Source organism: Halovulum sp. GXIMD14794 (genome assembly GCF_054457455.1).
In genome coordinates, this window is sequence record NZ_JBTLNF010000011.1 from 57,064 (window position 1) to 77,070 (window position 20,007).

A 20,007-nucleotide genomic window follows, 5' to 3' on the forward strand; every position below is an offset into this window, starting at 1 on the left:
AACAGATTCCCGCTCGGGTCGTAGCGTCTTGGCAAATGGCAGCGGTTGAACTGGCAGATCAGCGGAGTGCTGGACGTGGCGACAAAGAAGATTCGGGGCGATGGACAGGTCCGCGGCGACGCCGCCGATCCTACGCTCGGCGGGCAGAACGCTGCGCGTGTCGAGCGTGCCGACGACGCATCCCGCGGGGGCTCGCCCTCAGGTCTGACCGGCGCAACCAGCGTTGTCGGGATGGGCCTTGTGGCCCAAAGCGCCGTCGCCAGCACGCGCGTCGACGGAGCGGCAGAAGCTGCACCGCAAAGCACTCCACAGGACTCTCAGGCAGATCTGACACCCACGGATTTCTCGCCAGAACCGACCGCCGAGCTTGCTATATCCGAGCCGGGCGTCGACCTGGGCGAAGCCGTACCCATATCGGCAACAGGCGCCGCAAGCGCGACGGGCAACGAGGCGACCGGCGAAGAGGCGGGTGGGGCACAATCCAGCACCGATCCAGGCGGATTCGACCCGTCGTCAACGCTGGCGCGTACGGCTGCGCCGGAGACTGATCTGTCCCAGACCGAGGCGCCCGTGATCGCAGCGCTTGCTCCGAAGGGCGTTTCGGCCTCGAACGGTTACACACCGTTTCTGGGGGGTGGCGTTGTAGCTACGACTCCTGGCACGCCAGCCGACGAGTCCAGCAGCACGCCGATTTCCATTTCCCCGATCGAATCGACTCCGATCGGGGATCTTACGGGTCTGCCCCCGGCTGATGGCGGCGGCCTTTTGGACCCGGTGCTTGGTGACGGCGGCCTGCTGGACCCGGTGCTTGGCGACGGCGGCCTGCTGGACCCGGTGCTTGGTGACGGCGGTCTGCTGGACCCGGTGCTAGGTGACGACGGTCTGTTGGACCCCGTGCTAGGTGACGGTGGTCTGTTGGATCCGGTACTCGGCGATGGTGGTCTATTGGACCCCGTGCTTGGCGACGGCGGCCTGCTGGACCCGGTACTTGGCGACGGCGGCCTGCTGGACCCGGTACTTGGTGACGGCGGCCTGCTGGACCCGGTGCTTGGTGACGGAGGTCTGCTGGACACGGTGCTTGGCGATGGCGGCCTGCTGGACCCGGTGCTTGGCGACGACGGTCTGCTGGACCCGGTGCTTGGCGATGGCGGCTTGCTGGATCCGGTGCTTGGTGACGGCGGTATCGTAGGTGGATTGCTCGGCGGCGGGACCGATGGCGAGCCTGGTCCGGATGATGCTGATGGCGGGCTGGTGTCCGGGATCGTTGACGACGTTGAGGGCCTGGTGGGCGGACTTCTCGGCGGGAGTGACCCGCTGGGGGATGAGCCGGACGACGGATTGCTGGATGGGCTTCTTTCGGGGCCGGTCGATGGGGTTCTCGAGGGACTTCTGGGAGAGGACGATCTCTTCGGGCTGGGTGACGGAGCCGCGGGTGCGCCTGAGGATGCCGACGACCTTGCCGCGGGGCTCGCAGGGCTGGATGGTCTGACCGGAACCCTGGTCGATCAGGGCCTCGTCGATACGACTGCGACGGCCGTGTCTGGCGTGGACGAGGCGGTGGACGGGCTTCTGGATCAAATTCTCGGCGGTGGCGAGATCCCGGATGACGACGATGCCTTCGGTGCCCTGCTGGGCGAGTTGGACGGCGGCGATCTTGCCGGCGATCTCGGCGGTGGCATCTTCTCTGACAGCGGAACGGATGCGGCGGACGCTGACGAAAGCGCGCTCGGCTCGCTGTTCGGCAGCCTTGCCGACGAGGCGGGCGGCTTGCTGTCGCTGCTCGACAAGCCTGACGGTGGCGACGCAGATAGCTGATCGCGCTTTGTAGGCTAACGTGGACGCCATGCGGCGATGTCCGTGCGCCCCTCGGGCGGCGCATTGCCGAGGGTTCTGCGAACAATTTGCGCGAATTCGCATCTTAGGGTTGTGACTTACGTTGGGGTAGGTGTACCCTAGGCGTGTTATTCGTTACGCGTTCCCGAGTTCTCCCCGCATTGTTGGACTGTTTTGTATGGCGCGACATACAGCCCCACCGTCGGCTTTGCCGTCGGCAAGTCCGATCCGGCACTCGGACGGTGTCGTGGTCGCGAATGGTGCTGCCAGTCTGATCCTGAATGCGGGAACCCCGGACATCGCAGCCATTGGCAAGAACGGCGCCGATCTGGCGGTTGAGTTCGCTGACGGAAGTCACCTTTCCATCCAGGAGTTCTTCGTCGGTGACGACGAGGGGGATTACCCCACGCTCAGCACGGCCGATGGCAAGATGGTTGCCAGCGGATTGCTTGCGCCGGAAGCGGGTCCGCCTGCCGATAACGCAACTGAGGAGGGCTATCCCTCGCGCGGCGCCGGGGATACCGGCGACGAAGACGCTGGTTCGTTATTCGGCGACGGCGCCGCCGACTGGTTGCAGCCGCTGCTGCTGACGGGTGCGGGCCTCGCCTCCATGACATTGTTTGAAAGCGGCGGCACGAGCGGCGGCCGGACATCGCGTGGCGCCTCGGCGGCGGCTGAGGCCCCCATCGAAGAAGAGGACATCGAGGCATTGATCGGAGCGGAAGCGGAAGCCATCCCCCTTGCGGACCTGGACGCGGCGGCCGAGGCGGAAGACGAAGGCGCGGTTGAGCCCGATGTGGGGCCCGATACCGGGATCATACTGGGAGACAGTGTGCCCATGGACATCGCGGCCAATGACGCGGACCTGCTCGGGTCACTTGTTTCGGACCTGACCCCGGAGGTTGATCAATGAACTTCGTTTGCAAACCGCGCTTCGGTTTGCGTGCAATGACCCTGATGGCCTGCCTGCTTGGCGCCGGCGGGCAGGCGTTGGCGCAGATGTCGCTTCAGGATGCCGTCCTGTTGGCCACCGAGCGGGATCCGGGCATCACGGCGATCCGCCAGCAGGTGGCGGGGCGATCCATCCAGATCCAGGCCGAGAAGGACGCCTATTACCCGTCGATCAACATCTCGGGCGACAGCGGCACGACGGATGCCAACGGTCCGGGCATCACGCTGACCGTGTCCCAGGTGCTCTATGATTGGGGCATGATCCGCAGCCGGGTCGCTTCGGCCACGCAGGAGCGGGTGAAGACCGTGTCCGAGCTGAAGATGGCCGTCGAGGACCTGACTCTGCAGGTCGCCGGCTATTTCCTTGATATCGAGGTACTGGACCGGAAAATCGCCCGGACCGAGACCTACATGGCCTTCGCGGAGCGGATTGCCGGGCAGGCCGAAGACCGGGCGCGTGGCGGTGTCGGCGATACCGGCGAGGTTGCGCGCGCGCGGCTCGAGGTAGCACGGATTGACGACCAGATGTCCCAGCTTCAGTCGAACCGCGAGATCGCGGCGGCGCAGCTGGAGTTCCTTCTGCAGCAGATGCCCGGTGCGACGGCTGCGCCCCCCGAACTGGGATTCTCGGCGCATTACGGCAGCGCGGCAAAGATCCGGTCGGCGGTGCTCATCGCGCCCGACTACGTTGCCGCGCGGGCGGAGGCCGATCAGGCCGAGGCCGGAATCCAGACCGCCAAGGCGCAGCGCCTGCCGGCGTTCCAGCTGCAGGCAGAGGCGCGAACCGACCTGAACGGCGGCCGCACCGATACCGCGATCGGCATTGCCGCCGGGGTCGATATCAGTTCGAGCGGTCTCGGCCGGCGCCAGATACAGGCAGCGCAAATGGAGTGGAACGCAGCGAAGTCATCGCTTTCCGCTGTCGAGCGGGAGCTGACCAACAGCGCAGTCAGCGCCCTCGACCGCCTGCAGACCCTGCGTGCAACGGAGGCATCGCGCGCTGCCCAGCTGATCGAGTCGCAGAAGGTCCTCGATACCTACGAGAAGCAGTTCATCGGTGGTCAGCGCGAGTTGATCGACCTGCTGACCACTGGCCGGGACCTCTACGATGCGCAGATCGACGAGCTCGACACGTATGACGAGCGCAAGCGGACCGAGTACGAGGCCGCGCGCGACCTTGGCGTGCTCGGCACATTGATCCTTGCCGCATTGGGAGCCGGAGGATGAACCAGACCGCGACCCCGCCGAACTCCGGCGAGACGGGCCCTCAGTCCTCCGATCCCCTGATCCTGGGACTGGTCGAGCTGTGCCGGGTGCAGGGCGTCTCGACTTCGCCGGTCCAGTTGACGGACGGGTTGCCGAGAGCCGTGGGCGAGGCGATGACCGCCGACCTTGCCACACTGGCATTGCGCCGGGCAAACATGAGCTGCCGCATCAGCCGCGAGCCATTGGCGAACATTCCGGAACACAGCCTGCCGGCGCTCCTGTTCCTGAAGGACGGCGGGACGGTCGTGCTCGAGAAAATCAACCACCGGCAAGGCGTGGTCATCCTGCCTGCAGCCGGCGGCGGCCGGGCGCTGTGGTCGCGGGAACAGATCGACCGGGTGCATGACGGCCGGGTCTTGGTTTCGCGCCCGATCGACATCGTCGGCGACAAGCTGGACACTCCCCGCGAGTCGCGCGGGCACTGGATTCTGGGTCCGGTCCTGGGCAACTGGAGCATCTATCGCGACGTGATGCTGGCATCGTTCGCGGCCAACATCCTTGCTGTGGCCACGGCACTGTTCTCGATGCAGGTCTATGACCGGGTGGTGCCGAACAACGCCTTCGATACGTTGTGGGTGCTGGCCAGCGGCGTTGCCATCGCCATCGCCCTCGAGCTGGTGCTTCGGATCATGCGCGCCTCGTTGGTGGATGTCTCGGGGCGCGATCTGGATCTGCGGCTGTCAGCGCAGTTGTTCGACAAGGTCACCAACATGCGGCTGGAGCATCAGCCCGCCTCGACCGGGGTGTTCGCGAACCAGGTCCGCGATTTCGCCACGGTGAGGGAGTTCTTCACCTCGGGCACTGTAACGGCGATCTGCGATCTGCCCTTCGTGCTGATCTTCCTCGGGGTGATCTGGATGATCGGCGGCCCGATCGCGGCGGTCGTGCTGGCCGGCGTCGTCCTGACGGTTCTGCCGGGTCTGCTGATGCAGCGACGCCTGGCCGCCGCCTCGCGCGAAAACACGCGCGAAGCCGCCGCGCTGAACGGGCTTCTGCTTGAAACGATCTCGAACCTAGAAACAGTCAAGGCGGCACGGGCCGAGGGGCGGTTGCAGCGCGCACATGCACAGCTGACCGCGACAATGGCGACGACCGCGATCCGCACTCGCGGACTGACCAACATCATGACCCAGATCGTCAGTACCGCCCAGAAATTCGCTTATGCGGGGGTCATCATCTGTGGCGTGTACCTGATCAGCGCCGGCCAGTTGACCGTCGGCAGCCTGATTGCCTGCAGCCTTTTGTCGAGCCGCACCATGTCGCCGATGGGTCAGGTCGCCGGGCTTCTGGCCCGCTGGCAGCACGTGCGCGCAGCGATGGAAGGGCTGGACGTGATCATGAAACTGCCGGTCGAGCGTCCTTCCGACCGGCATTTCGTGCGCGCGCCGGCGCTGAAAGGGCACTACGTGCTGGAGGATGTCACCTATCGGCACGATCCGCAGGCGCCGCCAGTGATCTCGATCCCCACCCTCGATATCGCAGAGGGCGAGCGGGTTGCGCTGCTCGGCGGCAACGGCGCGGGCAAGTCCACACTGATGAAATTGCTCGCCGGGATGTTCGACCCGCAGACCGGAACCGTTCTGGTCGACGACCTTGCGCTCGGACAGATCGACCCGATCGATCGACGCCGGCAGATCGGCTACCTGCCGCAACAGGTCGCGCTGTTCCAAGGCACGCTGCGCGACAACCTACTGCTGGACCACGGGTTGCACTCGGATGACGAGTTGCTGGCCGCGCTCGACGCCGTCGGGCTGGGGACGTTCGTGCGCCGCCATGTGCGTGGCCTGGACCTTCAGATCCACGGCAACGCCAACGTGTCAGGCGGGCAGCGTCAGGCCATCGGCCTCGCCCGCGTGCTGCTGCAGGACCCGAAGATCGTGATCCTCGATGAACCGACCTCGGCCTTCGACCATGTTACCGAAGCCAAGGTTATCGCTCACATGAAGCAATGGCTGACCGGTCGGACCGTCATCATCTCGACCCACAAGCGAGAGCTTCTGGCCCTGACCGAGCGGGCGGTGGTGCTGAAGGACGGTCGGGTGGCGCGTGATGGCGACCTACTGAAGATCCTCAACGCGGCGCGGGCGAACTCGGCGCAGAAGAACCCGGTCAAGGCGGTGACATGAGCCAGGCGGATCTGCTGACCACCAGCCATATCGACGGCAGCTACCGGCGGCAGACGCTGCGCAAGGCACGACTGACGATCAAGGTCATCGTCCTATCGCTGCTCATCGCGATCGGCTGGGCGTCGGTTGCACAGATCAACGAGATCACGCGTGGCGACGGCAGGGTGATCCCGCTGCGCCGGATGCAGACGATCCAGAGCCTCGAGGGTGGCATCCTCGCCGAACTGCCAGTGCAGGAGGGCGATATCGTCGAGCAGGGCCAGGTGCTGGTGCGGCTCGACCCGACCCGTTCGCAATCTGCTTTCCTCGCCACACAATCCGAGATCGCAGCGCTGAGCGCCGAGGTTGCCCGTCTGGAAGCCGAAGTGCTGGAACGCCCCGCGCTGGATTTCGGCCCGGAACCGAACGAGGCCGAGCGCACCGAACTGCGCCTGTTCGCGGCTCGCCGCACCAAACTGGAAGCCTCGCTGGAAGCGCTGAGCGCCGAGCGGGATTCCATCGTCGAGCAGATCGAGATCACCAGTCCGCTGACCGCCAGCGGCTCCATCAGCCGCATCGACCTTCTGCAGTTGCAGCAGAAGAAGGCGGAACTGGACGGCAAGATCAGCGAGACCCGCAACATCTATGTGCAGGATGCCTACAAGGACCTGGCGCAGCGCCGGGCGAAACTGGTCGGCCTGCAACAGGAACTGGTGCAGAAACAGGACGAGTTCCAGCGCACCGAGATCCGCTCGCCCGTCGCCGGCCGGGTCAACAATATCGACATCACCACGCTCGGCGGTGTTGTGCAGCCCGGCGAGCCGATCATGGAGATCACGCCGACCGATGACCAACTGATGATCGAGACCAAGGTACTGCCCCGCGACGTGGCCTTCGTCGCTCCCGGCATGCTGGCAAGCGTAAAGATCACCGCCTATGACTTTGCGACCTACGGCGACCTGCGCGGCACTGTCACGCAGATCTCGGAGGACACGGTCGAGGAGGATACGCCCCAGGGACCGCAGGATTTCTACCGGGTGATGGTACGGACCGACCGCAGCTATCTTCAGCGCTACGAAGAGGAATACCCGATCCGCCCCGGGATGGTCGCGCAGGTCGATATCGAAAGCGGCAAGCGTACCGTCCTGAGTTATCTGACCCGTCCGCTGCTCAAGGCCCGCTTGCGCTGACCCGACCTTCTGTCCGATACCCGTTGCATCCCGTCCCGCGTCGCCTGGCGCCTTGCCTATCGTACTGGAACCTGCCTTGCTCTCTGCCGAATGCCGCGGCGCGTTGCCCGACCTGCGCCGGACCTGTCGTTTCATTTTCGCCGTTGTGGGGCTTGTCGGGACAGGGATAGCAGCCAGCGCGAGGCCCTATGGGACCGTCGAGGTTCGCGGAGCCGAGTTCGTGCCCGCGGAAGACATCCGCTTGACCTGCGGCGTCGAGCCGAACGTGGACTATCTCGATCTGGAACTGCGCGCGATCGAGGAATGCCTTATGTCGACCGGCGTCTTCGAGTCGGTGCTGCTCTATCCCGAGGACGACGTGCTGGTGATCGAGGTGGTCGAACTCGACACCCGTCCCGGCCGGATCGAGGGCGCATTGGCCTATGCCAGCCAGGACGGCATCATCGGCAGCCTTTCCTTCGAGCGATACAACCTTTTCCCGAAGACGTTCGGCGCCTTGCAGGTCGATTTCGGGCGTGAAGTCCGGCGCTTCGACGGGCGACTCTATCGAACGGACATATGGGACGAGGATATCGACCTCGGGTTCGACATACTTGGCGAGCGGACCGAATTCGACGACCGCAGCTATTCGACCAAGGGCATTCGGGCCGAGCCCTTTCTTGCCTGGACCCCCGGGGACCGCACCCTTCTGGAGGCGGCGATCGGTGTGCGCGGCTATCGCCAGTTCGATGTCGACCGCGACGCCAGCCCGCTTCTGCTGCAGGAGGAAACCGGCAGCCTGACGGCGCCCTACCTGCGGTTCGCCGTGAGTTACGGCTCGGCGGACGAAGAGGCTGCGATCCAGTACCGCGCCCGGCTGGACCAATACGTCTGGAACCTGTTCACCGACGATACGATCCTCGATACGAGGATTGACCTGGACACCCAGTTCCGGATCACCCCGCAGACCTTCCTTCTGCTCGGCGTCAATGGCGGCACGCTTGCCGGGGTTTCGGGCAATAATACGCGAGCCATCGACCGGTATTTCCCCGGCGCGGACAGTTTCCGGGGGTTCGCGCCGCGTGGCATCGGCCCCAGGGACCGCGGCGACACGCTGGGAGGCAACAACTACCTCGTCGGCTCGATCGAAGTTCAGCGCGCCTTTCTGGAACCGTTTCCGCGTCCGGTGCGTGGCGGGATATTCATGGATGTGGGCTCCAGCTGGGGGCTCGACGACACGCTGGACGGCCGCATAGACGATTCGTGGCATACCCGCAGCAGCGTGGGTGTGTCGGTTGCCTTCGATATCGGACCGACGCCCGTGGCGCTCTATCTCGCGGCGCCATTGAGCGAACGTCCCGGCGACGACCGGCAAATCCTCGGGCTGAGCATCAACGCGAGCTTCTAGGCGCTCTCTGCGGCCTGCCGCGCCTTGTGATTGTCCATCGCCTGGCGGAACAGGCGCATGTAGCGCGGTGCAACGGCGGGCAGGCTGTACTGCTGTCGCGCCAATGTCCTTGCCGCAGTTCCATAGCGAAGCCGCCGGGCCGGATCGCGCTGGAGGCTTTCTATTGCGGCGATCCATGCGTCATCATCGTCGGGCAGCAGGCAGCCGTTGACGTCATTCATGATCAGCTCGGACGCATAGCCTCGGTCCGGCGCAAGGACGCAACCGCCCCGACCCAGGATCTCGACCAGCCCCCAGTTCGCGACGCCGAATTTCAGCGGATAGAGGAACAGGTCGATCTCGGCGATACGGGCAGTGAACTCGTCGTAGGGCAGCTTGCCGGGAAAGTGTATCGCCTTCGCGGCGCGCGGATAGGTGCGCAACAGGTGATCGCGGAAAGTCGCGACCTCGCCGCCATATTCGCGGGCAACCCATTGTTCCTCGTAGCCATAGGTGTTCTGACCCGCCCCGCCGAGCGCGATGAACCGGGCACTGCTGCCACGCGCGACCAGCTTGTCGACCAGCCGGACATAGGTTTCGAACCCTTTGGCGCTGGACAGGTCCCGCGCCGAAAAACCGATGGTGAAGGGGCGCGCGGGATCGGGGGCAGGCGTTTCGTCTTCGAAATCGAAACCCTCGAGCTGCACCTCGATGTTGGATTGGAGCGCGGAAGGGAACATCCGCTTGGCATGATGGCTGGGACAGATCACCAGGTCGCTCCGTAGCGCCTGGTGAAAATGCAGCATCTCGGTGTTCCGGTCCCCCATGCGCTGCGCCTGGTCGGGAGGGTAGGCCGGATCCCAGCCGTGGGCTCGGTAGCTGGGAAACTCGATATAGCTGACGATGGCCGCGTCGATCTCGTCATAAAGGAAATGCGGCGCGCCCCAGAGCGAATGCGCCACGACCACGTCGATCCGGCGCTGCTTCTGAAAGGCCTGCAGGGCCGCCAGCACGCCGCGCCCGATCCGCGCCGAACGCTCGACCTTGGCGGAATAGTAGTAGCTCTGCGGACCGAGGATCTTGCCGTCCGGCCGAAACCCCAGGATGTGTGCGCCGCGATGCTTGTTCCTCTCGCGGTGGCCGGGAGTGGTCAGGAACCAGGCATCCGCCAGCCCGGTGCGGCGCAGATGATCGCAGAGCCCGCCAAACTGCCCCGGGTAGACGGCACCTACGAAGACGATCACCGGTTTGGACATCGCTCGGGCCTTTTTCGGGTGCGACTGTGATCTCAGATGCTCGGCGGTCAGATCAGCTTCATGTCGCGCGCAACGATCACCGCCTGGGTCCGGTTGCTCGCGCCCAGTTTGGTGCAGATCGACTTGACGTGCATCTTCACTGTCGCTTCCGCCAGCCCGAGCCCATCCCCGATTTCGCGGTTGGGTCGGCCCTCGGCCAGCAGTTCCAGTACGGTCATCTCGCGCGGGGAGAGCGGCGAGTTGCCGGTATCGCGGCTGCGGATGCGTTGCTGTTCGATCAGTTCGACCGGGACGTAACGGCTGCCCGCGGCCATGAACCGGATCTCGTTGACGAGGTTCTTCAGCGACGCGGTTTTCAGCACCACGCCCGCGCCGCCCAGCGACAGCACCTCCGAGACCACGTTTGGCGAGGGGTTGCTGGTCAGCAGACCCACCGGCTTTCCCTTGTTGTGCTCAAGCGCCTTGCCCAAGCCGGCGACGCCGTTCATGCCGGGCATGTCCAGGTCCACCAGCACCAGATCGTAGGCGCCATCCGCGTCGATCTTCTCAAGTGCAGTGCTGAGGTCAGGTGCGGTGGCAGCCTCGACATCGGGCAGGTTGGTCAGGAAATGCTCGAACATCTCGAGAACCATCGCGTGATCGTCAGCGACGAGAACCCTGATCTTGTCTGTGTTGTTCTTGGTCATTTGGTCCGGTTTCGCCATTGGTGCGCCAGTTCCGCGCGGCGGGCGCGGCAGGGGGAGAGCCGGCGCGGGACAGTAAGTATGTATACATAAGTTTAGGTGTGCCGCAAGTGCCACGCTACACGTCGCGCTTTTTCAGCCTCAGGAGCCGACCCGATCGATGGCTTCGCCGGTGCTGTCCAGCGCGTCATCCAGCTTCTGGCGCAGCGGGTCAAGGGACACGTCCGATGCCTCGACCGCGACCTCGAGTGCCCGCAGGCACCGCTCGACAGCTGTCAATCCGGTCAGGCCGCAGGCCCCGGTCGCGGCATGAAGCTGACGTCCGGTGTCAGGGGCAGGCCCGTCGGCGCGCAGGCGGTCGGCGACCGCGCGGGCTTCAGCCAGGGCGCGGCGCATGAAGCCACGTGTGCCATCCGCGCCAAGCTGCTCGATAAGATCCGACACTGTTGCAATCGAGATGAGGCCGCTATCCCCGAAGGTTTCCGTGCTCCGGATGGGCTGGTTCGTGGCGGAGGCCTCAACCGCCGTGCTCCGGTCCGGCACGGCCGAGAGGATCGCATCGCGCAACGCTGCGGGGCGGATCGGCTTTTCAAGTACCCGGATCACGCCTGCCGCCTTGCACGCTGCGCGGATTTCGGGACCGACATGTGCCGTCAGTCCCAGCACGGGACCTTGCCACGCACCCGGCCGCGTCTGCGCTTCCGAGCGGATCCGTGCGGCAAGTTCGACCCCGGTCATGTGGGGCAAGGTCATGTCGGTGAGAACGAGGTCGAGTCGCCCGTCTTCTTCGAGCCGCCGGATCAGAGCCAGCGCTTCGCGCCCGTTTCCGGCAGCGCTGACCTCCGCCCCGGCGCGCGACAGTACGTGCACCAGCCAATCGCGGCTCGACGGGCTGTCTTCGACGATCAGCAGCGACAGACCCGAGAGTTCATCCGTATCGCCGGCGGGCAGGGCCTCGGCCACTGCGGGCGATGCGCCGGGAAGCGCGAACGTGGCACGCAGGATGGTCCCGGTGACAGGTGACGTCGCATCATTCAGCGGGGCACCGTCCACGCCTCGGTCCAGCACCTCCAGCCTGCCGCCGAGCTGTCGCAGCGCATGCGCCAGAACGTTCAGCCCAGCCGAGGGTACGGCGGAGCGGTCATCTTCTGCCGGCGCAGCAGCGGCAGTGGTGTCACCCCCCAATGCCCGGCGCAGCCGCGTCCTCTGCTCGGGAGGCAGGCCACCGCCCTGGTCGCGAACCTCAAGTGTGATCCGCATGCTGTTCGGATCCTCGGGCGCGGGCGCGTGGGACAGGTGAATGTCGATAGCCTTGCCGCCGTACTTGATCGAATTGTCGATCATGTTCTGGATCAGCGCGCGGGCGAAGCGCACGGGACCGTGGACCCAAAGCTCCTGCGGCGGGTCCAGATGCAATGTAACCTCAGCCCCGCGCGACTGGGCAATGGGCTCGACCAGCGCGAGGATGCCGCGAAGCTCTTCGGTCAGCGAGAAATCCTCGTCGGGGATCAGGCCGGTCACGTCCTGTTCGCCGCGGATCACGGCCAGGACGTTGCTGATATGGTCGAGCGCCACCTCGGCGGCGCGGGCCATTCGGGCGCGGTCCTTGGTCGGATCGGCACCGGCCTCGCGCGTCAACAGACCCTCGGCGGTGGCGATCAGCGATTGGATCGGTGTGCGCAGGTCATGGGCAACCCGCATCAGCGTTGCCGTTCGGGTGCGATTGCGCAGCCACGCCGCCTCGTGGTCGTTCTCGGACAGGCGGAGAAGGTAGCTTTCGGTCGCGCCCAGCGGCAGCTGGACGACCTCGCCCTCAAGCTCGGCCCCGTCAAGCGTCACCGTTGCCGGGACGCTGCCGGCTCGGCGGGCGCGGGAACAAAGTTCAACCCAGGGGAGTCGATCCTGCAACGGCGAATCGACAAGGCCGAGCCGGTTGGCCGGAGCATTGGCAAGCAGCACTTCACCCTGTGCGGTTGCAAGCAAGACGGCCCGGCGGTCGGTGGCGATCATCCTCGCGATGGCCTGTAGCAGGGGGCGGGACCCCGCCGATTGGGGCTGCCGCTGGTCGGCTTCGGGGGACACGCCTTCCGTCACGGAACCCGACTCCTGTAGCGCAAATTTCTCTGGATGATCAGTCAATTGCAGCTCCGTGATCAGGTGGCTCTTGTCACGGCCGGGGCAAGGCCGGTCGTTCCGGCTGGAGACCTTACAGTTGTGGCCCGAGCCGTGCGCTGACGCAAGGCCCGGCGGGCGATGCGGATCGGGAATGCTTCGGGAGTATAATCTCAGGTATTGCGGCAAATACGAAAGTATGTCACCAGTATGCATACTAAAGATTGAAGCTGCCGCCTGCCCCGCATGGGCGAGCGGACAACCTTGGGGATAACCATGGCCACGACCACGATTGAAGCGGGCGCGCCCGTCGATGTTACCATCGGAGCAAGGGGCGGCGACGTCAGCCGCTACCTCAAGGCCGGCGATGACCTTGTCGTCGAGCTCAAGAGCGGGGACCAGATCATGGTTCGCGATTTCTACACCGCCGCAGAAGGCGATGCCGCGCACCGCCTGATGTTCGCGGACGGCACGTTCAGCGGCGTCGAGGGTGTGGTGGACACCGACGCCGAGGCTGGTCTGGGCGTCGGGATGATCCCGCCCGAGGCGATTGCCGGGCTTGGTGCCGCGGGGATACTGGGCGCGGGGCTGGCGCTTTCCAATGACGACGACGACGATGATGACGACGACGGGGATGCCGAGGAGCCGACGGATGCAACCGATCCGACCGACCCGGACGGGCCGGCGGATCCAACGGACCCCGTCGACCCCGAGGAGCCTGCCGATCCGACGGATCCCACGTCGGTCACTGACCCGACCGACCCGACCGACCCGACTGAGCCCACGGACCCGACCGATCCCAGTGCCGAGCCTGAGGCGGACGCCGGGTTGCTGGATCCGGTTCTCGCCGATGGCGGCGTTCTGGGCGAGGTGACCGGAAACGAAGGGCTTCTCGGCGGGGTCACCGGCTCCGAGGGTTTGGTCGGCCAGATCGTAGGCGACGACGGGCTAGCGGCCGGACTGCTCGGTAGCGAAGGGCTGCTCGGCTCTGTCGCGGGAACCGGGCTGCTGGGCGATGCCACGGATGCCTCGGACCCGCTTTCGGCGCTGGTTGACGGCATTGCCGGAGAGGGAAGCCCGGCCGGGGACCTTCTGTCCGCGCTGGATGGCGTTGAAAGTCTTTCCGACGACCTGTTGGGCCAGGTCGGTCTGGGCGGCGATGTTCTCGATGACGGTCTGGGCGGCCTGCCCGGCGGGGAAGATGGTCTGCTTGGCAGCGTGGTCGGGGAAACCGGTGCCTTGGGTGCTCTGCTCGGCAGCAACGAGGAGCTGACCGACAGCCTGCTTGGCGACGCGGGGCCGGTCGCAGGGCTGCTCAATACCGCGCAGGATCTTGTCGAGGGCGTGACCGACGCGCTGCCGTTGGCCGAGACGCTGACCGACAACGCGCTGCTTGAGGGCGTAACCGAGGCGGTGGCACCGGTAGGCGAGCAACTTCTGTCCGGGCTTGGGGCCGAAGACGGCTTGCTGGACCCGGTGATCGCGGACGGCGGATTGCTAGGCGACCTGACGGGGAACTCGGGCGACCTTGGCTACGTGACCGGATCCGACGGATTGGCCGGCGACATCCTTGGCGACGGTGGCCTGCTTGGCGATGTGACCGGCGAAGACGGGTTGATCGGCGAGCTGACCGGAGCAGGGCTGCTGGGCGACGGGGGCGAGGGCGGTCTCGCCGGGGGCCTTCTGGATGACCTGCAGGGGTCTGTTCTGGGTGACGGCGGACTCGCGTCCGGCCTGCTGGGCGGAGCGACGGGTGTGCCGGGACTCGTGGACCAGTTGTCGGGCCTGACCGGTGGGGATGGACTGCTGTCCGACATCGGGGTGTCGGACACGGATCTGGCCTGAGGAAGCCCAGCGGCACCCAGACAAAAGTCTGGGTGCGGCTGCAAAATGCGGTGGCACGGCCAGCGCGCGACCATTCTCGACCGCTGCGCCCGGAAAGACATCGCATCTCACTCTCGTCCAAAGCGTTTTCTGATTGACAAGTACTGCCTCCGGCTGAAAGTATGCATACGAAAGATAGATGCATCCTTTCGGGAACCACATTGCGCGGCACGGGCCGCCTCGACCAGGAGTAGGGGAAGATGGCACAGACGACTATCCAGGCAGGAAGCGAGATCGGCGTACGCATCGGTGCGACGCGGGACGAGATCGTTCGCTACACGCGGGACGGCGACAACCTGATCGTTTCGCTTACAAACGGCGACAGCATCCTTGTTCAGGACTATTACCTTCCGGCGGAAGGTGGCTCTCTGCACAGCCTGATCCTGGGGGATGGCACCGAGGTCGGCGGCGAGGATGGCGAAGGTGATGTCGCCGGCATGGGCGGCGCTTTCAGCGAAGAGGCAATTGCCATTGCGGCGGGCGCCGGCATTCTGGGCCTCGCAGCTCTGGCCGCGAACGATGACGATGACGGCAAGAAGGACGAAGGGGCCGACCCGACCGACAGTACCGATCCCACGGATGGAACCGATCCGACGGATGGCACAGACCCAACGGACGGCACAGATCCGACTGATGGCACCGATCCGACCGACGGAACTGATCCCACGGACGGCACCGATCCGACAGTCGGTACCGATCCGACTGATGGAACTGATCCCACGGACGGTACTGACCCGACCGATGGCACCGATCCCACGGACGGCACCGATCCGACAGACGGTACCGACCCGACGGATGGCACGGACCCGACCGATGGCACCGATCCGACAGACGGAACTGATCCCACGGACGGCACCGATCCGACAGACGGTACCGATCCAACGGATGGAACTGACCCTACCGACGGCACTGACCCTACCGACGGAACTGATCCCACGGATGGCACTGACCCGACCGACGGCACCGATCCCACATACGGCACCGATCCCACAGACGGTACCGACCCAACTGATGGCACGGACCCGACCGATGGCACCGATCCGGGCGATGCGACCGAGCAGGGGTTCCTCGACCCGCTGGTTGGCGACGAAGGCCTTCTCGGCGATCTGACCGGCAATTCCGGTCTGCTCGGTGACGTCACTGGTTCGGATGGCCTGATGGGCGAATTGATTGGCGAGGACACGCCGCTTGGTGAGCTTGGAGACTCCCTGCTTGGGCAGCCGCTGCTGGGCGACGGCTCGGTTGATCCTGACACCGGTCTGCTGGATGGGCTGGTCGGCGATGGCGGGCTGCTGGGCGATCTCACCGGCAACGGCGGCGCTCTGGGCGAAGTGACAGGCTCTGACGGACTGGCCGGCGAACTTGCCGGGAACGATGGCAGCCTCTCGGATATCACCGGCGCCGACGGACTGGTAGGCGAGTTGACCGGAACCGGTCTGTTCGGCGAAAGCGACGGCAACGCCTCGGGCGACGGGCTGCTTGATGGACTGCTCGGCGAAGACGGGCTTCTGGCTGAAGAAAGCCCGGTGGAGGGCCTCTTGGGCGAGGGCGGCCTGGTCGAGACACTGCTCGGTGACGGTGAAAGCCCGGTCGATGCACTGCTGGGCGAAGACGGCCTTGCGGGCGGACTGCTGGGCGGAGACGGCTCGCCGCTGGACGGCGTATTGGGCGAAGGCGGGTTGCTGGGGGGCGGTGGCCTCGGCGGCGATCTGCTCGGAGATCTTGGCGGCGGCAACCTGCTGGGCGGTCTAGATCCGCTTGGCGGCTCGGGCAGCGACGAGGCTTGATCGCCGGGTGACGGTGCCGGGCGATCCAGGGTTGCCCGGCACCTGCCCACAGTAGGGCGCGGGATCTACCCACACGAAACTGTGCCTCGGCACACCGAGGTACTGAGAAATGCGCAGACCGGAGTACCCCTCTTCGCAATGCGCTAGGATTGCCGGAAACCCCCCAGGCGATCCCGGGCGAGAGGCAGGTTATGATGCACCACCAACCCCCCCGTAACCTGCCTCTTCCGACCCGACCCCGATACGGACGCCGGTCGGTCGAAGGACGCTGTGTCAGGGCAAGTTTGGTCCTGCGCTCGCCGCTTGCCAGCTGGGCTATGGAAAGCGCCATTGTCGCTGCTCGTGAGGGCCACGTCGAAACCGCGCGAGCGCTGGCGTCCCTTGCGGCAGAGGACGAGCGTCGCCATTTGGAGTGATTAGAGCCTGGTCTGCCAAGTATGCTCGGGGCCTCGTACCCGCAGCGAATGGGCGGTCTCGGTCCGTTGCGTCGGTTTGGCAGTACCAATCAACATACCCAACTGAATGTCCGCTTCCGCAGTAAGCCGGGGTTGCCTTCGCGCCCCGGCAATTGACTGCTCTCCGGCCTTCCTAAGTCCGATCACTACCGGCCCAAAGCTGACACCCAAAGCTTTTGCAAGTGTGTGCCCAAGACCACGCGCTGGCGCGATCTGCGCCACAGACATGCCCTATTCCACCTTTAGGTGCGTCAGTACATCTGCCCATTGGCCTCGTAATTTGCATGTCCCTCATCGGCCTCAGAATTTTCACTGCCCCGAGTATCGCTTTCATGACCTTGCCCCGCATATCAGCTTGCCGAGAGATCAGGCGTCATGACTGATCCGGTCCTCGCCACGCTTCTTGCTCAAAATGAACACCGCAAGGTTGAGAACAGCACGTCGCTCAAGCACGAGATCGTTGCCGCGTATCGCGCGGTGATCGAGAGCCGTATGATGCCCGTGCATATGATGGAGAGCTTGGTCGCCGAAGCCGGGCAAGAGATCGATGCCTGGTTGTCTTTGCCTGCTGCGGACACGGGATCGCCGATCCCTGCGGAAACGATCGCAAGCGAAGTCGAGAAGACGCGTGGTCTCGCTGGTGACGACCCGGCAGACCACCGTCGCATGGTTCGCCGCAACCTCGGTCTCCTGGGGTACGGTCGGAGTGACATTACGGCGTTGGATCCGCTTATCCGGCGGCTGATCGCAGGCGATGACGTCGAGGAGCAGGAGCCGGCAAGCGAGGCGACGGTGACAGCTCACGAAACCGGCGAAGCGCTCCATCGGGCGACCGAACCGGAATGGGCCGGACCGACGCGTGCCGAAGTTCCGGGGTTGACCCGCATCCTCGAGGTACTGCTCGCGGATGACCCGGAAGGCCGGGGTCTCACCCCCTTCGGCATGGCTAAGCGCATCGCCCACCAGCGGGGCGCATTCGAGGTCTTATCGGCCCTTGCGACGGCAGCGGACCGCGAGCGGGCGGAAAGATCCTCGATCGACAAGATCCGTGACCGTCTGAGGCAAGAGACCCCCGCTATCGACGCCGCGCTGGATCGCTGCACACCCATGCCGGGGCCGGGTATGGTGGTCTACCCCATTCCGTCGGCCCTGGTCCCGCTTGCCCTGACCAAAGCCGTCTCGAAGAACGAAATCGCCCGGTGCGTGGACGACGGGGAATTCGCGCTGGACGACATGTTCCTGTTTCGCGAGCAGGAGGCACGGGAGGCCCTCGCGCGTCAGGCTGACAGGATCCTGGAGGATCTGAAGGGCGCGACGGTCACCGGCTGGACCCGCCGGCTTCCCTATATGCTCGCAACCCGGCAGGCGCAGGTGGCTGAGCTCGAGGCGCGTTTGCGGGATCTGCAGGTGGAGTACCGGAAGGAGCACTCAGCTACTGTCTCAGCCCCGCCGGCTGCGGCGAAGGCGGCGCAAAGCCGGGGCCCTTCGCCCCGAAGAAAGAACGCCCCCACGAAGCCTGTTCCGCAGCCGCGCAGAGCCGCGCTGCGCGTCGAGAAGGAGCGTGGTTTGTCGCCGATGGGCCTTGTGGCTGCCCTGGCCCTGCTCGCGATTGTCGGAAGTGCGCTGGTCTGGCGACAGGAGATCTTCGACGGGTCCGGCGGCAAGGTGCTGTCGGCCACCGCCGAGGATCCCGCGCCGACCGCCCCTGAGCCGAAAGGTCCGAGCGCCGAGGAGATCGAAGAGCAAGAGCGGCTCTACGCGGTCGAGCGGCGTATAGACACGATCATCCGCGGCATCGAGACTGCGTCTGTGACCATCCCCGACTGCGGCGAGACGCCCCCGCTACCACAAGAGGACAGTCGCGCCGCGTTCGACGCTTTCGATGGCAGACACAAGGAAATGGGGTCCTGTCTCAATGCCGCCGCGGCGGGGATCGAGGCGGAAACGGCTGAGCTTAAGCAGCTTCTCGCAGAGCTTCGTGGCATTCTCGACGAACTCTGGGACCGGTGGCCGGAAGAGACCAAGGGGGATGCGATCAAGCGGCTCGATGGCCTTGCGCAGACCATCAGTTCCAAGATCGCCCCGGCACGCGAGGCGTATAGGCAGCAGAAGGCCAGATGGACCCTCGTTCTGAACAGCCGCAACGTTTTGCTGAACGACATGACCGCTGCGCGCGAACAGCGGCGCGCCTACGAGCGCGCGGAGCGGCTTCGCGCCGAGAACCGACGCCGCGAAGCGATCCTCGACGAACGCCAGCGCCAAGCCTGGCGGGATGAACTGGCGTGGAGCCCGCGGGATCTGTCTTGGTACGATCCGATGCTGGATCCGACCAGCAAGGAATACCGCGAGTTCATGTCGAGGAGCGAGCAGGCTTACTACGGAATCCAACGCACCGAACCGAGCGCCTCGTCGTCCCCGCGCAAAGGCGGCTCTTCAAGCAGTTCCGGCTCGTCCCGGTCTGCGTCCTCCTCTACGGCTACCTCTTCCTCGGCACCCAGGTCTGCGCCCGAGCGAAAGCGGGGACCGCACAGCCTCTACCTCGCCGTCGCTGACGGCGTGGTGAGTTCCCAGTGCAATCCCTACAACCTCGTCCAGGAGTACGAAGAGGAACTTCCGAACTGCGAGGACAAGGGCATCGTGAAAATGCAGGAGGTGAACTGGGCGCCCTGTCGCAGTGGCGTGAACCCGGCAGAGTTGACCGAGGTAACCGCCTTTAAGGTGATGCTTGTATCCGGTCTGACTGCGCGTGCGCGCGATGCACTCACGGCGCTCGATGGTGCCGGATCAGCTCCGCCCTACGCGGTCGGGTCCGATTACTACAGAGTGATAGCCCGCGCTCAAGAAAGGAAAAGCGAAATCGGAAGAAGCAGCCAGGGCGTCCCCTCCCTTGTCGCCGATTTATCCACCGCGCGCGCATGGGCGGGCCGCGCCGGCTGCGAGCTGGTGGAAAGCTACTACAAGGACTGACCCCTGTTGGCCGGCCGGTTCCGAGCACAGGTCGCTCAGAAGGCCGGGGAAGGCATTACATTGCTCTATTAATCTGCTGCGTGCCTTATTGATGCCGTGCGAAAGGTATCTATACGCCTGATGAATAGCACTTGCCTGTCAGTCGCTCTCGT

The 20,007-nt window shown here is 65.3% G+C and carries 12 protein-coding genes; 9 read left to right on the plus strand and 3 right to left on the minus strand.

The annotated features are described in order from the left end of the window. Positions 1-75: 75 nt before the first annotated feature. From ACW9UR_RS23295 to ACW9UR_RS23320, 6 genes are all read left to right on the plus strand, one after another. Positions 76-1,815, plus strand: coding sequence for a hypothetical protein (locus ACW9UR_RS23295; protein ID WP_458919480.1), 1,740 nt, complete (start codon positions 76-78; stop codon positions 1,813-1,815). Between the two features lie 265 nt (positions 1,816-2,080). Beyond that, on the plus strand, positions 2,081-2,746 hold the full coding sequence (locus tag ACW9UR_RS23300; protein ID WP_458919481.1) for a hypothetical protein: 666 nt from the start codon (positions 2,081-2,083) through the stop codon (positions 2,744-2,746). Then, positions 2,743-4,011 (plus strand): TolC family protein, encoded by a 1,269-nt coding sequence (locus ACW9UR_RS23305; protein WP_458919482.1) that lies wholly within the window; start codon positions 2,743-2,745, stop codon positions 4,009-4,011. Before ACW9UR_RS23300 ends, ACW9UR_RS23305 begins: the two co-directional genes overlap by 4 nt. Then, on the plus strand, positions 4,008-6,176 hold the full coding sequence (locus ACW9UR_RS23310; protein ID WP_458919483.1) for a type I secretion system permease/ATPase: 2,169 nt from the start codon (positions 4,008-4,010) through the stop codon (positions 6,174-6,176). The genes ACW9UR_RS23305 and ACW9UR_RS23310 overlap by 4 nt, the downstream gene beginning before the upstream one ends. Then, on the plus strand, positions 6,173-7,345 hold the full coding sequence (locus ACW9UR_RS23315; RefSeq protein ID WP_458919484.1) for an HlyD family type I secretion periplasmic adaptor subunit: 1,173 nt from the start codon (positions 6,173-6,175) through the stop codon (positions 7,343-7,345). Before ACW9UR_RS23310 ends, ACW9UR_RS23315 begins: the two co-directional genes overlap by 4 nt. Before the next feature lie 220 nt (positions 7,346-7,565). Then, positions 7,566-8,732: a BamA/TamA family outer membrane protein gene (locus ACW9UR_RS23320; protein WP_458919485.1), complete on the plus strand. Its 1,167-nt coding sequence runs from the start codon at positions 7,566-7,568 to the stop codon at positions 8,730-8,732. On the opposite strand, the gene ACW9UR_RS23325 is transcribed toward ACW9UR_RS23320, so the two are convergent. From ACW9UR_RS23325 to ACW9UR_RS23335, 3 genes are all read right to left on the minus strand, one after another. Then, positions 8,729-9,967 carry a glycosyltransferase gene (locus tag ACW9UR_RS23325; protein WP_458919486.1) on the minus strand — a complete coding sequence of 413 codons (1,239 nt, stop codon included), beginning with the start codon at positions 9,965-9,967 and terminating at the stop codon, positions 8,729-8,731. The two genes, ACW9UR_RS23320 and ACW9UR_RS23325, sit on opposite strands and share 4 nt — an antisense overlap. Before the next feature lie 47 nt (positions 9,968-10,014). After that, positions 10,015-10,653 (minus strand): response regulator transcription factor, encoded by a 639-nt coding sequence (locus tag ACW9UR_RS23330; protein WP_458919487.1) that lies wholly within the window; start codon positions 10,651-10,653, stop codon positions 10,015-10,017. Positions 10,654-10,791: 138 nt separating this feature from the next. Then, on the minus strand, positions 10,792-12,744 hold the full coding sequence (locus tag ACW9UR_RS23335; protein ID WP_458919488.1) for a hybrid sensor histidine kinase/response regulator: 1,953 nt from the start codon (positions 12,742-12,744) through the stop codon (positions 10,792-10,794). Between the two features lie 294 nt (positions 12,745-13,038). Between ACW9UR_RS23335 and ACW9UR_RS23340 the strand changes: the two genes are divergently transcribed. The 3 genes from ACW9UR_RS23340 to ACW9UR_RS23350 all read left to right on the plus strand — a co-directional run bounded on the left by ACW9UR_RS23340 (position 13,039) and on the right by ACW9UR_RS23350 (position 19,855). After that, entirely contained in the window at positions 13,039-14,607 is a 1,569-nt protein-coding gene (locus ACW9UR_RS23340; RefSeq protein WP_458919489.1) for a BapA/Bap/LapF family prefix-like domain-containing protein, read from the plus strand. 239 nt (positions 14,608-14,846) lie between these two features. After that, positions 14,847-16,433 (plus strand): BapA prefix-like domain-containing protein, encoded by a 1,587-nt coding sequence (locus ACW9UR_RS23345; RefSeq protein ID WP_458919490.1) that lies wholly within the window; start codon positions 14,847-14,849, stop codon positions 16,431-16,433. Between the two features lie 830 nt (positions 16,434-17,263). Next, positions 17,264-19,855, plus strand: a complete 2,592-nt coding sequence (locus tag ACW9UR_RS23350; RefSeq protein ID WP_458919491.1) for a hypothetical protein — start codon at positions 17,264-17,266, stop codon at positions 19,853-19,855. Positions 19,856-20,007 lie beyond the last annotated feature (152 nt).

What these genes read in the sequence shown, in the direction of transcription:
- ACW9UR_RS23305 (WP_458919482.1), top strand. Translation starts at nt 2,743, where the DNA reads ATGAACTTCGTTTGCAAACCGCGCTTCGGTTTGCGTGCAATGACCCTG.
- ACW9UR_RS23310 (WP_458919483.1), top strand. Translation starts at nt 4,008, where the DNA reads ATGAACCAGACCGCGACCCCGCCGAACTCCGGCGAGACGGGCCCTCAG.
- ACW9UR_RS23315 (WP_458919484.1), top strand. Translation starts at nt 6,173, where the DNA reads ATGAGCCAGGCGGATCTGCTGACCACCAGCCATATCGACGGCAGCTAC.
- ACW9UR_RS23325 (WP_458919486.1), bottom strand. Translation starts at nt 9,967, where the DNA reads ATGTCCAAACCGGTGATCGTCTTCGTAGGTGCCGTCTACCCGGGGCAG.
- ACW9UR_RS23330 (WP_458919487.1), bottom strand. Translation starts at nt 10,653, where the DNA reads ATGACCAAGAACAACACAGACAAGATCAGGGTTCTCGTCGCTGACGAT.
- ACW9UR_RS23340 (WP_458919489.1), top strand. Translation starts at nt 13,039, where the DNA reads ATGGCCACGACCACGATTGAAGCGGGCGCGCCCGTCGATGTTACCATC.
- ACW9UR_RS23345 (WP_458919490.1), top strand. Translation starts at nt 14,847, where the DNA reads ATGGCACAGACGACTATCCAGGCAGGAAGCGAGATCGGCGTACGCATC.
- ACW9UR_RS23350 (WP_458919491.1), top strand. Translation starts at nt 17,264, where the DNA reads ATGACTGATCCGGTCCTCGCCACGCTTCTTGCTCAAAATGAACACCGC.